Source organism: Pontivivens nitratireducens (assembly GCF_011290545.1).
Classification (GTDB): Bacteria; Pseudomonadota; Alphaproteobacteria; order Rhodobacterales; family Rhodobacteraceae; genus Pontivivens; species Pontivivens nitratireducens.
Map to the genome: position 1 here is coordinate 1 of NZ_CP049815.1, position 15,600 is coordinate 15,600.

Consider the following 15,600-nt stretch of genomic DNA (forward strand, 5'->3'; position numbering starts at 1 on the left):
ATGAGCGAAGCTGAGCAGGACCTAGACATTGCCATCGGGCACTACGCAGAGCTTCTCGCGTCAAACCTTCATGCGCAACGTGCGGCCCGCTTCCCTCCCGACGCCAAGAAAGTCATGCGCAGCCTGACTAGCGGCGAGGCGGCAGAGTTGCTTGGCGTCGATCATACCTACCTTCGCAAGCTTCATCGAGAAGGAAAGATCGCTGACGTCGAAACCACTGCGGGCAGCCACCGTCGGTATACACTCGATGATATCTGGGAGATCCGCCACGCCCTAGAGGCAAACGCGAAGAAGCCTGGGACCTACGTGCCGGGGCGTCGTGCCGGTGACGAGCTTCAGATTGTCTCCGTTGTGAACTTCAAAGGCGGCTCGGGGAAAACGACAACATCAGCTCACCTTGCGCAGCGCTTGGCTCTCAAGGGATATCGTGTCCTTGCGATCGATCTGGACCCCCAAGCATCCTTTTCCGCGCTGCATGGCATCCAACCTGAGCTGGACCTGATGGAGGGTGGAACGCTGTATGACGCAGTTCGCTATGATGAACCGGTCCCGATCTCGGAAGTAATCCGTAAAACCTACATCCGAGGCCTCGACCTTATCCCCGGGAACCTAGAGCTCATGGAATTCGAACATGAGACGCCGGCTGCCATCCAGCGAGGCGGCGCCCGCGCGTTCTTTGCCCGTGTGCGTGATGCGCTCGATAGTGTTGAAGCAGACTATGACGTCGTCGTCATCGACTGTCCGCCGCAGCTTGGCTTCCTGACCATGTCTGCCTTGTCGGCGTCCTCCGGGGTGCTTGTCACCGTTCACCCACAGATGCTCGATCTCATGTCTATGTCGCAGTTTTTGCGCATGACCGCTGATCTGCTTGGCGTCATCCGGGACGCCGGCGCAAACCTTCGCTTTGACTGGCTGCGTTTCCTGCCAACTCGCTACAAGGTGGGTGATGCACCGCAAACTGAGGTCATTGCCTTCATCCGGGGTCTTTTCGGCAGGTCCGTTCTGACCAATCACATGGTCGAATCGACTGCGATTTCGGATGCGGGGCTCACAAAGCAGACGCTCTATGAGGCCGACAAGAAGGAATTCACGCGCCAGACTTTCGATCGCGCGATCGATTCCATGAACGGCGTCAACGACGAGATCGCTGCGATCATTCAGAACACGTGGGGACGCAATGGCAAGAAAGCCTAAACTTGGTCTGCCCTTGCAGACCCTGCGCAACGCGCCCGACGCTCTTGAGGGGCGCAGGCTCCGAGGTGGTGTTTTCGAAATCGACCCCGGTCATATCGAGACTGCAGGTCGGTTAGATGACCGACTTCAGATCGAGATCGAGGGTCTGAGGGCATCGATTTTCAAGAACGGCCAACGTGTTCCGATTCTAGTGCGCCCACTTGAGAGTGATCGCTACAGCCTGATCTATGGCCGCCGTCGCCTTGAGGCTTGCAGAGAACTTGGGATCAAGGTCCGCGCAATTGTCACGGAAATGGAGGGTGATCAGGCGCTTCGCGATCAGTTGCTGGAAAACCAGGAGCGGCGAGATCTGAGCTTTATCGAACGCGCGCTCGTAGCCGCTGCCTTGCTTGATGGGGACCACCTGGGCGAGTCAGAGCGCACCAACAAGGGCGTTGCCGAGGTTCTCAATCTGACCGAGGCTGGGGTTTCGCAGTTGTTAAGCGTTGTCCGCACCGTAGGAGAAGATCTTGTCCTGGCCATCGGTGCGGCACCTGGGATCGGCCGACCCCGATGGGAGGAACTCAAGAAGTGTATTGGGGCTGCAGATGTGGACCACGAGCGACTCGCAGCCTTGGCCAATGAAACCAAGTCAATCCATTCGGGTGGAATAGATGAGAAGTCCGACCGGGCATTTTTGGCAGTCCTTTCTGCGGCAGGGAAGACCGAGCACTCCACTTCCTCGATTCGCTCGCGCAGCCAGCCTGAAACGGTCATTCCAGGGGTCGGTGCTGCAACCGTCACGACCGGACGCCGTGGCAAGCAACTCAAGCTCGAGTTGAAGTCCGAGGATACTGAATTTGTCAGCTGGCTTGAGGGCAACGCCCCGCAGCTGCTTACCGAGCTTCATGAGCGCTGGAAGCGCTCAGAAGACTGAGGAAGAGCAACCAACAAAAAGGAGGCACGATACAGGCAAGAATGAAAAAGGCCCCGAGAAGCTAGCTTCACGAGACCTTAATTAGGTTTCGAACGGGACCAGCCCGCTACAAAACTTCAGTTTTCGCACCTCTGAATGTAGCGATCTGGCCCCTCTCCCGCAAGCGCAAAGCGATTCGCGGGCCACTCAAATTTTGCCTTCGTGAATATTTTCATGGAGTACACACCAATTTCGCCGTTTATGCGGCCGATATCGCACGCCCATCTGCGCGTGATCGAGCGGCCCGAGGCATCTGTTCCAGGCAAGCCCGTCAACAAGTGGGAGCTCCTCCGCGAGTTGTCCAAGGCGCAGGCAGCCTTTGGGGTTTCCGAGCGCGATCTGACCGTTCTTCAGGGACTTCTCAGCTTCTTTCCGGACGATGCGCTTGGCGGGAACACCGAAATGGTCGTCTTCCCATCCAACAAGGCGATCTGCGAGCGGCTGAACGGCATGCCTTGCTCGACGATGCGCCGTCACCTCGCCCGGTTGGTAGACGCAGGCTTGCTCATGCGGCGCGATAGCCCCAACGGGAAGCGGTATGTGCGCAAGCGTGGCGAAGATCGCGTGGCCTTCGGCTTTGATCTCTCCCCGCTCTATTGCCGGGCAGAGGAGATTGCACGGGCCGCAGAGGCTGTGCGTGAGGCTGAGGACCGTGTGCGGCGACTGAGGGAGGTGGTGAGCCTCATGCGTCGCGACCTGGCCGCTCTGGCGGAGTTCGGCGAGGAGATCCAGCCCGGGCTTGGCCTATGGGACCAGCTCAGCGATACGGCCTCCCTCACAGCCCGCGCTCTTCGCCGCAAGCTTTCGCTTGAGGATCTGTCGGCATTCCGGACTGAACTGGAGACCCTCCTTGACCAGGCGCGTAATGTCATTGACGGCCCTGAAACAGAAGAAATGAACACCAATGATGCCCAATTTGAGCGTCACCATCATAATTCAAATAAAGAATCTATAGATCTTGAACCTGCCTTAGAAAAAGGCGGAGCGGCGGCGAGTGGCGCGCCTGATATTGATACGGATGAGCCTGTGGCTGACGTTGAAGAGCCTGACACGAGGCGGGTACCGAAAATCCCACTCCACCTGGTGATCGCTGGCTGTCCCTCGCTCAAGACTTTCTATCAGGGCGACGTTCGACACTGGCACCAGCTTTTCGACGCGGCTTGTCATGTACGGCCGGCCATGGGGATCAGTGTTTCCGCTTGGGAAGAAGCGCAGCGCTGCATGGGACCAGAGCAAGCCTCGATCGTCGTCGTGGCCATGCTGGAACGTTTTTCCGACATCAGATCACCGGGTGGATACTTGCGGGCGCTGACGTCCAAGGCCGCGGCGGGCGAATTCTCTTGCGGTCCGATGGTCATGGCTTTGATCGGACGGCGAAGTGCGGCTTAACAGCTGTTAAGTTTCGACGTCGTCGGTGCTCAGTTGGCCAGACTTAACAGCTGTTAAGTCGCCTCTTGGCAACCATCCGATTATCGAGAGGCAAAGGAGTGTTGGTTTGAGGGTGACGGGAAGTGAGATCGGGAGAGCGGCTTCCGGTGCCCGTCGTGGAGAAGATCTGATGACGAAAACTGTCCAGAAAATCACCCTGTCCCCGTCCCGGGATATCCCTTTCGACAAGCTGGTGCTGAGCCAGTCCAACGTGCGGCGCATCAAGGCTGGCGTGTCCGTCGAGGAACTGGCCGAAGACATCGCCCGCCGCGGTCTGTTGCAGAGCCTGAGCGTGCGGCCCGTGTTGGCTAACGATGGGACCGAGACCGGCAAGTTCGAGATCCCGGCCGGTGGCCGCCGGTTCCAAGCATTGTCCTTGCTGGTGAAGCAGAAGCGTTTGGCGAAGACGACGCCCATTCCCTGCATCGTGCGGGATGCGGGGTCCGCGATTCTGGTCGAGGACGATTCCCTTGCAGAAAACATGCAGCGCGTCGCCCTGCACCCGCTCGACCAGTTCCGCGCGTTTGTGTCACTGCGTGACAAGGGTCAGAGCGATGCAGAGATTGCTGCCGCCTTCTTCGTGACGCCGCAGATCGTGAAGCAGCGCCTCAAACTCGCTTCCGTCGCCCCTGCCCTGCTTGAGATCTATGCCGAGGATGGCATGACGCTGGAGCAGCTCATGGCCTTCACCGTGAACCCCGATCACGCGCGCCAGGTTCAGGTCTGGGATGTGATCCATTCATCCTGGAACAAGGAGCCATTCCAAATCCGGCGCATGCTGACCGAGACCTCGGTCCGGGCGTCAGACCGGCGTGCGGTCTTTGTGGGTATTGAGGCCTATGAAGCGGCTGGTGGCACGATGCTGCATGACCTCTTTCAGGGCGATGACGGTGGCTGGCTCGAGGATCCTGCCCTGCTCGATCGGCTGGTGACGGAAAAACTCCAGGCCGAGGCTGAGACAGTCGCGGTTGAGGGCTGGAAATGGATCGAGGTCGCGCTTGACCTGCCCTACGGCTACAGCCACGGCCTGCGGTCTCTGTCCGGTGATCCGGCGCCAATGACGGATGACGAAGGAGCGGCCCATGCCAAACTGCTCGCCGAGTATCGGGCGCTGGAAGAGGAATACGCGGGACAGGATGAAATCCCCGATGAAATCGACACGCGGCTTGGCCTGCTGGAAGCAGAGATGGAAAAGATCGAGACCCGGCCGTTGATCTTCCACGCGGAGGAGATCGGGCGGGCAGGGGCGTTCGTCACGCTCGACCGCTACGGCGCGCTGGCAGTCTATCGCGGCTATGTGCGTCCAGAGGATGAGCCCGTTGAGGAGACCGCGGTCCAGGATGGTACTGATCCTGCGGTGGCGGGGCAGGGGGCTGATCGTGATCTCACCGATGGCCATGGCAGTGCCGCTCATGGCGGAACCGTCATCATGTCGGGTGGCCAGCCGATCGGAGCTGACTTGCCGGAGGATGAGGACGACGGGGCGTTGAAGCCGCTGCCCGAGCGGTTGGTGATGGAGTTGACGGCCCACCGGACGCTGGCGCTGCGTGAAGCGATCGGGCGCTCGCCCGATGTCGCGCTGACGCTGCTGCTTCTGAAGCTGGTGACGGACACCTTCCGCACCTCCTCAGCTTCGGGAAGCTGTCTCGAAGCCTCAGTGCGTCACGTCTACATGTCGGCGCAGGCGCCCGATCTGAAGGACAGCGTGGTGGCAAAGCTGGTCGACGAGCGTCACGCGGAATGGGAAGCCGATCTGCCGCTTGGCGATGATGCGGCACTCTGGGACTATCTGACGGTCCTCGACCAGGGCAGCCGTCTGGCTTTGCTGGCGCATTGCCTCAGCTTCGGCGTCAACGCGCTGCATGAGAAGGTGAACCCTTACGGGGCAGGCATCTCCGCAGGCGGTCTGACCCGGCGGATGGCGCATGCCGATCTCGTGGCGCGCGCCACAGGTCTCGATATGGTCGAGGCGGGATGGGAGCCGACGGTCGACACCTATCTCAACCGCGTGCCCAAGGCCCGCATCCTCGAGGCCGTGCGGGAGGCGAAAGGGGAGGTGACTACCCAACTCCTCGATCACCTGAAGAAAGGCGAGATGGCCAGTGAGGCCGAGCGCTTGCTGAAGGGCAGCGGTTGGTTGCCCGAGGTCCTGCGCCGGAACGATCTCGTGGCGCTGGACGGTGAGGACTGTGCCGAAGGGCAAGGGGCGGATGTCGATGCCGAAGTGGCCGACAGCGTCAGTGAGGCTGACCTTCCCGCGTTCCTGACGGATGACCTGCCTGCTCAAGGCGCGTCGATGCTGGCCGCGGAATAACGTGATCCAGCGGGGGGCGGAGATTCCGCCCCCAATCACACTATAGTGTAACAATATCAATAAGATGAGTGCGATTACTCGCATTCGGAATGAGGAATCATGTCTGCACCAACCATCATCGACACCGCGCCCCTCGGGGCGCTCATTCGCTACACTGACGGCAGTCCCAAGCCGCCAGCACGCTTCACAAAGAAGCTGGCGGCCTGGGAGCGTTCGAACGGTGTCGGCCGCCTTGTGAAAAAGGAGCCACCCCGGCCTTACGCGACCTGGACTGCTCCCGCGTCGTTCACGCTGCATGAGGGTAACCTCTCCTCGGACGGGGTGATCCTCGTCACCATCATGCGCAGCCATTCCGCTGACAGCGCCCTCGTCTTCGAGGTGGCCGAGGAGCCGAAGCCCGGGCAGGTGCGCGTGCTCCTCGACTTCGGCGGCAACACCGAGCTGCTGCATCTGGCGGAATCCATCACCGCGGCCGAGCTTTGGATCGCCAAGGAAGGATACCGCAACGCGCGACTTGAAATCGTCAGCGATGAAAATAGCGAAAGGGCAGGGGGCGCGGACCTAGCCGCCTGAGCCCAACTGAAACCGAGCGGCCCGCCCAAGCGCGGGCCTCTCAACCATCACAACCTTGTCCTTTGAGTTCGCGGGGCACCAAAGGATCCATCCCCACGGAAGGACGTCTTCAACCAAGAGCGTGGCCGGGAGGCTGGCGGCGTTAGAACATCAGCGGGACAATCGGCTCCTGACGTTGGGGGACCATCCCCCGCTCGCCATTCCCTTCCTTGCCCCGAATTCTGTCTTCGAGATCAACCCGCGAGGGGTCGGACTACGGGCAAGCCCGTGCCGCCGGATGGATTCGGACGAGCCGAACGCACCCGGTGATGTCAGCCAGTCTTCGGGCCTGCGGGGTCCTGTCGCGCGAGGGATGGTCCCCCGCCTCCAAAGACGGGAGCCAAACAGATGTCCCGCAAAGACGCACACGCCTTCGCCGCCTCCCTCGCCGCCACGCTCATGGTTTCGATCGTCGTCTTCCAAGTTGGGGATGGAACCTTCGGCGCCGTCCCTGCCGATGAAATCGACGGCGACGAAGTTCAGGTACTGGTTGAGGTTGACCCGTGGGCTTAGCCGCAATAATTCATGAAGCTGCAGCTTTCTGCTTGGGTAGTTGGTTTTCCGGGCCTGGGGGTTCTCGCGCGCATCCGATGTCGGCGTCCGGTTGACAGTCCGGCCGGCGACTTGGTCTTGGGTCATATGGATTGATGTTTCGGGGTTGTCGGGGCGCGCGTGCGTCAGGCTGGCCCTGGCGGGGCGAGGGCATCGAAGAGCAGGCGCAGGAGGCCTTGCTGTGGGCAGGATGCTGGCAGCGTCACGATGATCCGGGTCTTCTTCTCGACGATGGTGGCGGCCAGCTTGGCGAGATACAGGCGCAGCGTGTCGAACTGGGCACGGCGCCACGGAGATTTCTTTGGACAGGCGGCGCGCAATTTCCACCAGATCCAGTAGGCGGCACCGTGCAACATCAGACGCATCTGGTTGGCGGTCGCCTTCGAGCACGAGGTCCGGTCCGAGGCGAGATGGGTTTTCCACGCCTTGATGTGGTTCTCGGGCTGACCGCGGGCGGAGTAGAGCTTCTCGTAGAGGTGCTTGCCGCGCCCGCCCTCGAGATTGGTGACGATGTAGCGGGTGTCGCGCCCATTGGGGCTGACCTCGACCCGGGCGATGACGCGGCGCGTTTTCGACCAGGACCGGGCCGCATAGAAGAATGTCTTGAACCGGCGCAGCTTCTGGCCGGGCTTGCGGGCATAGCGCGCGGCCGTCGAGGTCTCGAGGGGCAGGATGTGCTCCGCCAGACGGCTGTTTTTGGGCAGGCCGAAGACATAGCGCAGCCCGAGCCTGTCACACAGGTCCAAAACCTGGGGGGTTGCGTAGTGGCCATCAGCGCGCAGCAGGATCTCGGTCTTGGGCCAATGCCTGCGGATCTGCCGGATCAATCGGCGAATGTGGGCTGCGCTTTCAGCCCCCTTGGGCCTGCGCGCCGGGCGTAGCAAAGCTCCGACGAGCCGCCCGTCGCCGTCAAAGACAACGATGGGCTGGAAGCCGTATTCGTCGTAGTAGGCATTGAACAGACGCAGCTGCTGATGGCCATGCACCGCGTCGAACGTGTCGTCGATGTCGAGGATGATCTGACCGGGCGGCTGCGCAAAGGACTGGCAGTAAACCCGGACCATCTCCCGACCCATCCGGATCAGCGCGCGCATATCGGCCAGGTTCTCCATCCGCGAGATCGTGGGTTGGGAACACAGCGCCGCCCCGGTCTCGGGGCCGCGCTCCAGGGCCAGCTTGAAGCCGGGATCGTGCCGCAAAGTGGCGGCATCGTTTCCGTCCTCATATCCTGCGGCAATCATCATGATCCGGAAGCGCATGATCTCGGCCAGGTTGTGTTGAACCTTGGCCGGATCACGCGGATCAACCATGCACGAAGCAAGACGCTGTGCCAGACCTGCTTGACGCTCGATCTCGCGCAGCAGGGTCAGCCCGGCATCAGAACTCATGTCCGCGCCATCAAACCAAGCAGGATTGGCTTGCCATTCACAGGTGACAAACGGGGGTGAGAGCGTGTAGATTTGTCCATGGTGAGAAGTGGCTCCTCGAAATCCAGGATTTTGGCTTCAACACTCAAAATCTACACGATCTCAAAACCTTACACCACTCTCACCGCCTCTTCATGAATTTTCCGGGTTAGGCCCACGGTTTCCGCCAAGGTTCAGGTTCGGCGCAAGGGCGCCGACCTGAGTTCTACGCCTGCCAGTCGCCGCAGCTGAACGAGACAGAGTGCCGATGCAGGCCGGCAGATCGTCACCTTCCTCGAATTGTCAGGCTAGTCAGAGCCCTACGGGCCGCCCGAGACGTCTAGGAAGAGTTTCACCAAGGCGACGTTGATGAAGTAGTTATTCTTCCCAGACCGGTGCTTTTCCACAAAGCCCCGCTCCGCCAAGGTGTCGAGATACTTCGCAGCGGTTTGTCTGCTGACATCCAGATCCTTCTGCAGGTATTCGATCCGCGTGTAAGGGTGGCGGAAGAGATTGTTCAGCAGTTCCTGGCTGTAGATCTTGGGCAACTCATACCGCAGCCGATGCTTGACGTCCGCCATTTGCTGCCGGATACCGGTAACAATCTCGAAGGTCGTCGCAGAGGTCTCTGCAACGGCCTCGAGCATGTAGATGACCCAGTTCTCCCAGTTTCCGGTATCACGCACATCCTGCAGGTGCTGATAGTAGTCCGCCTTGTTGCGAGTAATGAAACGCGACAGGTACAGCACGGGGATGTCGAGCAACCCGGTGCGGGTAAGGTAGAGGACATTCAGAATGCGGCCGATTCGCCCGTTCCCGTCTGGAAAGGGGTGGATGCTTTCGAATTGGTGGTGGATGAGCGCCATCTTGATCAGCGGATCAAGGTCGCTGAGACCGTCATCGTTGATAAACCGTTCCAACGCGGTCATGTGGGTGACGATCTCGCGCGCATCCTGAGGCGGCACAAAGACGATCTCTTCGGTCTTCTCGTTCTTCAGGGCGGTTCCCGGTGTTACTCGAAACCCATCACTACGCCCTTTCAGCAGACGAAACATGTCGATGATCGCTGAGTTGGGGATCAAACCGCCGGTTTCACCCAACCGTGCATAGCCAAGCCGGAGAGCATCGCGATAAAGGGCGACCTCTTTGGCCGCAGGGGATTGCGGATCGTCGGGGAAGATGTCCGCCTGAAACAGCTCATCTTGCGTCGTGACGATGTTTTCGACTTCGGAGGAGGCCTTGGCTTCCTGGAGAGCGAGGGTATCGATCAAAATGCCCTGATTTGGGATGGTCTTTGCCTGCCCCTTCAGGTCCGCAAGCGCACGGCTAGCGCGAGCGAGCGCTTTGAGCACAGGAATAGTTTCGATTTCCGCCGTCGGGGGCAGAGTGGGGATGATATAGGTCGGCTTTAACATGTTCCCTGCCTCGTGTTAAGAAAGCGTCGCTTTGCTAACATGATCTTCGTGTCATGTCAGTAAAAAGCTGTTTTCTTAACTTGGGTCTGTGCCCGCCTTGAATGCGTCAACGAACCACTTCGGGTCACGCCCACGGATAGACCGGATGAGCTGTAGGGTTCTTAGGTGGTGAGGATTTCGCAGCGGATTGCACACGGGTGGTTTTCACCTTGGAGCCGACAAGTTCGGCAAGAGAGTAGCCCAGTTCCGGCGCAGGCTTCCGCCTTTTGTCGATCTTGATAGGTGGAAGCCGCCTTCGACATCCTTCTGCATTTTCTTCAGCTCGCTGAGCGACAGGGCCTCGAGATCGAAATCAGCCATTGGTGCGGTCCGTGTCCTGAATGTTCCGATATTGATAGCCCGTTGCAGCATAGGCCCGAAACTTCCGGAAGGCAGGGGCAGAAGGGCGCGAGTCGATGATCGTCATTTTCGTCGCCGCCAGAGTCGCCGCCAGAGAGGTGCAGGGATTAGGTTCAGATAAGTCCGACTGGCAAGATGACAGGGTCTGGCATGGGCTCCCCGTGCCTTTCTGTCCTCTGGGTCCTTACTTCGACTGACAATCCCCTAATCCGGTTCGGTCTCCTGCGCGCAACCCCGCGACAGTCCGGGCCGTGTTGGCCGCCTGTGGCGTCCTGCCCGCACCACCCCGGTCCTTTGGGGGTTTCCGGCGTCCGTGCCGTCCACCGTGCACGTGTCACCCGACGGGCTGTCGAAGGGACGGTCCCGAAGACAGGAAACACAGGAGCTTACCCATGCAGAGCATCGTCATCCTCGCCGGCAACATCGATCAGAACCCCGAAGCCCGCACCACCCAGGGCGGCTCCCAGATCACCAACTTCAGCCTTGCCACCTCGCGCCCCCGCCTCTCGGAAGGTCGCGTGATGCGCGACGACAACGGCTACCGGGTCATGGACACGGAATGGCACCGCATCACCTGCTTCAACGGTCTCGGCAAGACGGTCACGGAGTATTGCGAAAAGGGCATGAAGGTCCTCGCCCACGGTCGTATCCACTACAGCAAGTGGATCGATAGCATGGGCATTGACCGCTACGGCTGCGAGATCATCGCCGAAACTTCCTTAGCCCCCCGAAGTCGACCGAGGGTCAAGACCCCGAGCTGGTCGACCGCGACGACGAGATCCCGTTCTGAAGAACGGTGTCTCCCCTTCGGCCCGGCGGGACAGCCCGCCGGGTACAAAGCGCGCCGTAAACGGTTAGGTCCAGCCTGGTGGCGCTGGCGCACTTATTGACAAACTTTGGCAATCTATGCCATCTTCATCAAAAAGGAGATCAAGATCATGGCCACGATGAATGTCTCTTTACCCGATTCGATGAAGACCTGGGTCGAGACGCAAACCAAGGATGGGCGTTATAGCAACGCCAGTGATTACGTGCGTGATCTGATCCGCCGGGATCAGGACCGCCATCAGGCCATTGCGGAGCTGCAGCAGCTCGTCGATGAGGGCATCGCCAGTGGTCCCGCGAGGCATTTGGATGTCGGGGCATTCCTTGCCCGCAAGCGAGATCAGAATGCCGAAACGAACGGTCACTGAATACCGGCTAACTCCCGCAGCATTAAGCGATCTGGACGCGATCTGGGATTACACCGTACGTATGTGGTCTGTTGGCCAGGCCGAAACCTACATCCGCGCGATTGCCAGTGATATGTCCTTGCTGCTCCGACACCCTGAAATCGCGCGCGAACGGCTCGAAATTCGCCCGCCGGTGCGGGTGTACCGCTCAGGGTCCCATCTCATCATCTATCGGATCGAAGCCAGCTGGCTGGATGTGTTGCGTATTGTGCATGCGCGGCAAAATTGGACGGCTTATCTCAACGAATGATCCTGTCCTTCTGTCCCACAAGCCGACAGTCGACATTTTTCTATCACATGAGGATTTGACCATGAAACCCGCTGACGAAGACCGCATCGCGGCCAATCTTGCGAAGATCATGGCCATGATCTGCATCCGCAATTCGCGCCTCGAAGACCTGCACGCAGGCACGGTGCCAACAACCAGGACGGGGGATTATTCCGATGTCCTCGTGATCGATGCCGAGGGCCGCGAAATACCATGGCTTGAGGCCGCCCATATCGACGACGCCCAGATGGCAAGCCTGATGCGGGACATCGTCAATCGCCTGTTCACGTTTCACATCAAGAGCGATGATCCGGGTTTCCGGGAGGACCTTGATCGCTGGATGGCCGTCGCTGGCAGATGGGACGATCCGGTGCTGGATCAGGCCTTCCTTGATGCGATGGCCAGCTTGAAGTCTCGCCCGAACAGTTAGGTCAGCACCCGGTGTCACTGTGCCTGCGCCGGGCTGCTTGCCAACAGGCGGTACTTCGACCTCGGCCTGCGTTTGAGAGTCAGAGAGGTGTTGGTTGATTTAGCGACCGGTGTGCTTCCTGTTCGGAGTGAGAGGCATTATCATTGGCAAATTCAATAGGTTGAATAGTTCATTGCCGACCTGTAATTCAAATGCCTTTATATCGGAGCAAAAATGCATTCTGCGCTCAAACTTGCTTTTGGAAGTCTTGTCGTTGGGAGCATTGTTCTAGCGTTAAAGACACTGGCATGGCTGATGACAGGCTCCGTGGCGTTGCTCTCGGACGCGCTCGAAAGCACTGTGAACCTCGCAACTGCGTTCGCCGCGCTCGTTGCGATACGGATCGCGGCGCGACCGCCGGACGCAAATCATCCCTTTGGTCACCACAAGGCGGAGTTCTTCAGCGCCGTCCTAGAGGGGGTGATGATCATCGTAGCGGCGATATTCATCCTGCGGGAGGCGTACGAAGGCTTCCTAAGCCCTCGCGCGCTTGGCGCTCCGATAGAGGGCCTTCTGGTGAACGGAACGGCCACGATGCTCAATGCGATGTGGGCCTTCGTGCTGGTTCGAAGAGGGCGTCTACTGAAATCTCCAGCGTTGGTCGCCGATGGGAGGCATCTATGGACCGATGTCTTTACGTCCGCAGGCGTCGCGATGGGAGTTCTTCTTGCACTTGCTACCGGATGGTGGGTCCTTGACCCGCTTATGGCTGCATTGGTTGCGATCAATATCATATGGTCTGGTTCTCGCGTCGTGAAAGAGTCGCTGAGCGGCCTGATGGATGAGGCGGTTCCAGAAGAGATTCTGGCCAGCATACGTGAAGCCATCTCAATCGAAGCGGCCGGAGCGGTCGAAGCGCACGATCTCAGGACCCGTCATGCGGGCAGTGCGACCTTTGTAGAATTTCATCTTGTGGTCCCAAGCGAAATGACGGTTTTCGACGCCCACGAGATCTGTGACAGAGTTGAGGTTGGTATCGCCAAAGCGGTTCCAGATGCGCGCATCACCATCCACGTTGAACCTGAGCATAAGTCAAAGCGCACTGGAATTGTCGTGTTAGAATAGAGCGCGTTGAATGACCATCACATCATCTCAACTGAAAGAATGCTTGGCATGGTGAGCGTTCGGCAAGCCACGTTTCGTCGCAAAAATTTTCCATCAAGCTGCGGAGTTAACAGTCAAAGAGGTGTTGGTTGCTTTCGCGACGGGTTAAAGGCTGGGAGAGTGGCTTCCAGCGCCTATCACGGAGGAATGCCGATGGGTGTTGTGGAATTCTTGGACGCTGTACTACCAACAAGGGCAGGTGGCTATAAGGTAGATGTCAGCCGGGGCGAGCGGAACGGGCGGATGTCGCCCGAATGATTCAGCCGACCCGATGACGAGCAGTATCTTTCACTGGACGATCTCGCAGCCAACGTGCAAGGTCGCTACGCGCGCAGCCGCAGCCGGGTGTTGCAGACCGGCGATATCCGGGTCGAGGCGGTGCGCGACGGCCCCGCCGGTTGCAGTTGATCCTGCCGAAGGGTAAAAAACTGCTGAACTTATTTGTGCAAAACGACATTAACGACTTCGCAACAGCAGTCTTCTTGTCCCACGAACTGATATTTTTGCTGCGTATGACCGGTTTCGCGGGCGGTGGGGCGCGCTGGTTTGCGCCGCGATATCGCCCGCGATCTGCCGTCTCGATCAGCCGGTGATCTTTCCGGTCATCTCGACCAGGCGCCTGGCCTGATGGGTCACTGCCGCCTTCCCAGCATCGTCAAAGCCATTGGCGTTGGTCGAGAAGCCGTAGGGGTTGCCGCCAGCGTCAAAAATCGACTGATCGGTAAAACCCGGCGCGACAATGATGGCGCCCCAATGCATTGCAGTGGTGTACAGGCTGAGAATGGTCGCTTCCTGACCGCCATGCGGATTCTGGGCGCTCGTCGTGGCCGTGAAGGTCTTGTTGGCCAGCTTGCCGGCACCCCAGAGCCCGCCCAGCGTATCAATGAAGGCCCGAAGCTGGCTGGCGGCCACGCCGAAACGGGTCGGTGTCGAGAAGAAATAACCGTCGGCCCATGCCATGTCGTCGGCCGTCGCTTCGGGGATATCGCCCATCTTGTCCAGTTGCGCTTTCCAGACGTCCTGGGTTTCGACAACCTCTTTCGGGGCCGTCTCGGGAACGCGGCGAAGGCGGACATCCGCGCCTGCGTCGCGGGCTGCCTCTGCCGCCGCCAAGGCGACGGCATGGTTGGTTCCGTAGGTCGAGTAGAAGATAATTGCGATCTTGGGCTGTGCCATTGTCTTTTCCTTTTCAGTTGGTTGGTTTTTCGTATCGGGCGGCATCCTCACGCGTGCTTTATGAAGGTGCCGTTGTTCAGTTCGAGGAGTGCCTGGCGCAATTCCTTCTGGGTGTTCATCACGATGGGGCCATGCCAGGCGACAGGTTCCTGAATCGGTCTGCCGGTCATCAGCAGGAAACGGATGCCTTCGTCGCCAGCCTGAACCGTGATCTCGTCGCCGGATCCGAAACGGACCAGCGTGCGGTTTCCGGTCATGTCGCGGATGTTCAGCTCGGTCCCGCGATATTCCTTTTCAACCTTGATGCCTACAGGGTCGCTGGCATCGCGGAAAGTGCCGGAACCAGCAAAGACATAGGCAAGCGCATTGGCCCGCGTGTCCACCGGAAGCACCTTACGCCGCCCGGCTGGGACCGAGACATCGAGCAGCATCGGATTGGCCGCGATCCCGTCCACCGGGCCGGTCTTGCCCCAGAACGAGCCAGTGATCACCTTGACCACCGTGCCGTCGTCATCGCCCTCGACGGGGATGTCGCAGGCGGTAATGTCCTGGTAGCGCGGCGCCGTCATCTTGAGCGACGCGGGCAGGTTGGCCCAGAGTTGGAAGCCGTGCATCTGGCCCTTGGCGTTGCCCGCAGGCATTTCCTGATGCACGATGCCCGATCCGGCGGTCATCCACTGAACGCTGCCCGGGCCGAGCAGGCCGCGGTTCCCAAGCGAATCGGCATGCTCGACCTGACCGTCCAGAACATAGGTGATCGTTTCGATCCCGCGATGCGGATGCCAAGGGAACCCCTTGGAATAAAGCCGAGGATCATCGTTGCGAAAATCGTCCATCATCAGAAACGGATCGGTTAACGAAGGATCGTCGAAGCCGAATACGCGCTGCAGATGCACGCCCGCACCTTCCAGTGCGGGTTGCGCCTTGCTGGTCGCTGCGACTGGTCTGAACGTCATGGAGGCTCCTTTATTCTTATACATCCAAGATGGCCCTTGGAGGCGAAATCGCTGTTGGCGAAGAAGTGGCATCGGCAGTGCGATTGCGCGCAGATCCCAATGCCGCGCAAGCAGGTGCTG

The 15,600-nt window shown here is 59.6% G+C and carries 14 protein-coding genes and 3 pseudogenes; 12 read left to right on the forward strand and 5 right to left on the reverse strand.

Translation table 11 applies throughout. The annotated features are described in order from the left end of the window. The 6 genes from repA (at position 1) to G8E03_RS16085 (ending at position 7,016) form a co-directional block, all read left to right on the forward strand. Positions 1 to 1,194, forward strand: a complete 1,194-nt coding sequence (gene repA / locus G8E03_RS16060) for a plasmid partitioning protein RepA (protein ID WP_120352559.1) — start codon at positions 1 to 3, stop codon at positions 1,192 to 1,194. Next, positions 1,178 to 2,110: a plasmid partitioning protein RepB gene (gene repB, locus G8E03_RS16065; RefSeq protein ID WP_120352560.1), complete on the forward strand. Its 933-nt coding sequence runs from the start codon at positions 1,178 to 1,180 to the stop codon at positions 2,108 to 2,110. The genes repA and repB overlap by 17 nt, the downstream gene beginning before the upstream one ends. Positions 2,111 to 2,323: 213 nt before the next feature. Then, positions 2,324 to 3,538 carry a plasmid replication protein RepC gene (repC, locus tag G8E03_RS16070; protein ID WP_166195010.1) on the forward strand — a complete coding sequence of 405 codons (1,215 nt, stop codon included), beginning with the start codon at positions 2,324 to 2,326 and terminating at the stop codon, positions 3,536 to 3,538. 169 nt (positions 3,539 to 3,707) lie between these two features. Continuing rightward, positions 3,708 to 5,891 (forward strand): ParB/RepB/Spo0J family partition protein, encoded by a 2,184-nt coding sequence (locus G8E03_RS16075; RefSeq protein ID WP_166195013.1) that lies wholly within the window; start codon positions 3,708 to 3,710, stop codon positions 5,889 to 5,891. 99 nt (positions 5,892 to 5,990) lie between these two features. Next, positions 5,991 to 6,464, forward strand: coding sequence for a hypothetical protein (locus G8E03_RS16080; protein ID WP_120352563.1), 474 nt, complete (start codon positions 5,991 to 5,993; stop codon positions 6,462 to 6,464). A gap of 387 nt (positions 6,465 to 6,851) precedes the next feature. Then, the gene (locus G8E03_RS16085; RefSeq protein WP_162931916.1) at positions 6,852 to 7,016 is read left to right on the forward strand and encodes a hypothetical protein; all 165 of its coding nucleotides are present in this window, start codon (positions 6,852 to 6,854) and stop codon (positions 7,014 to 7,016) included. A 164-nt stretch (positions 7,017 to 7,180) separates the two neighbouring features. Here the strand turns inward: G8E03_RS16085 and G8E03_RS16090 are convergent. From G8E03_RS16090 to G8E03_RS17540, 3 genes and pseudogenes are all read right to left on the reverse strand, one after another. Next, positions 7,181 to 8,523, reverse strand: a pseudogene (locus G8E03_RS16090) (IS1380 family transposase). A 258-nt stretch (positions 8,524 to 8,781) separates the two neighbouring features. Then, positions 8,782 to 9,876, reverse strand: a complete 1,095-nt coding sequence (locus G8E03_RS16095) for a Fic family protein (RefSeq protein WP_166195016.1) — start codon at positions 9,874 to 9,876, stop codon at positions 8,782 to 8,784. 204 nt (positions 9,877 to 10,080) lie between these two features. Continuing rightward, complete coding sequence (locus G8E03_RS17540; protein WP_240910506.1) at positions 10,081 to 10,236, reverse strand: hypothetical protein; 156 nt, start codon at positions 10,234 to 10,236, stop codon at positions 10,081 to 10,083. A 431-nt stretch (positions 10,237 to 10,667) separates the two neighbouring features. Between G8E03_RS17540 and G8E03_RS16105 the strand changes: the two are divergent. From G8E03_RS16105 to G8E03_RS16130, 6 genes and pseudogenes are all read left to right on the forward strand, one after another. Continuing rightward, positions 10,668 to 11,065: pseudogene (locus G8E03_RS16105) on the forward strand (single-stranded DNA-binding protein). Between the two features lie 148 nt (positions 11,066 to 11,213). Then, positions 11,214 to 11,468 (forward strand): type II toxin-antitoxin system ParD family antitoxin, encoded by a 255-nt coding sequence (locus G8E03_RS16110; RefSeq protein ID WP_166195019.1) that lies wholly within the window; start codon positions 11,214 to 11,216, stop codon positions 11,466 to 11,468. After that, positions 11,446 to 11,757 carry a type II toxin-antitoxin system RelE/ParE family toxin gene (locus G8E03_RS16115; RefSeq protein WP_166195022.1) on the forward strand — a complete coding sequence of 104 codons (312 nt, stop codon included), beginning with the start codon at positions 11,446 to 11,448 and terminating at the stop codon, positions 11,755 to 11,757. The genes G8E03_RS16110 and G8E03_RS16115 overlap by 23 nt, the downstream gene beginning before the upstream one ends. A gap of 61 nt (positions 11,758 to 11,818) precedes the next feature. Beyond that, entirely contained in the window at positions 11,819 to 12,205 is a 387-nt protein-coding gene (locus G8E03_RS16120; protein ID WP_166195025.1) for a hypothetical protein, read from the forward strand. A gap of 213 nt (positions 12,206 to 12,418) precedes the next feature. Then, positions 12,419 to 13,309 (forward strand): cation diffusion facilitator family transporter, encoded by an 891-nt coding sequence (locus G8E03_RS16125; protein WP_120352568.1) that lies wholly within the window; start codon positions 12,419 to 12,421, stop codon positions 13,307 to 13,309. A 192-nt stretch (positions 13,310 to 13,501) separates the two neighbouring features. Further along, positions 13,502 to 13,776, forward strand: a pseudogene (locus G8E03_RS16130) (DUF932 domain-containing protein); the annotation flags it as partial. A gap of 154 nt (positions 13,777 to 13,930) precedes the next feature. Here the strand turns inward: G8E03_RS16130 and wrbA are convergent. Together wrbA and G8E03_RS16140 are read right to left on the reverse strand one after the other, a co-directional pair. After that, complete coding sequence (wrbA, locus tag G8E03_RS16135) at positions 13,931 to 14,524, reverse strand: NAD(P)H:quinone oxidoreductase (protein WP_166195028.1); 594 nt, start codon at positions 14,522 to 14,524, stop codon at positions 13,931 to 13,933. A gap of 47 nt (positions 14,525 to 14,571) precedes the next feature. After that, a complete protein-coding gene (locus tag G8E03_RS16140; protein WP_166195031.1) occupies positions 14,572 to 15,480 on the reverse strand; it encodes a pirin family protein in 909 nt (302 codons plus the stop codon). Positions 15,481 to 15,600: the final 120 nt, after the last annotated feature.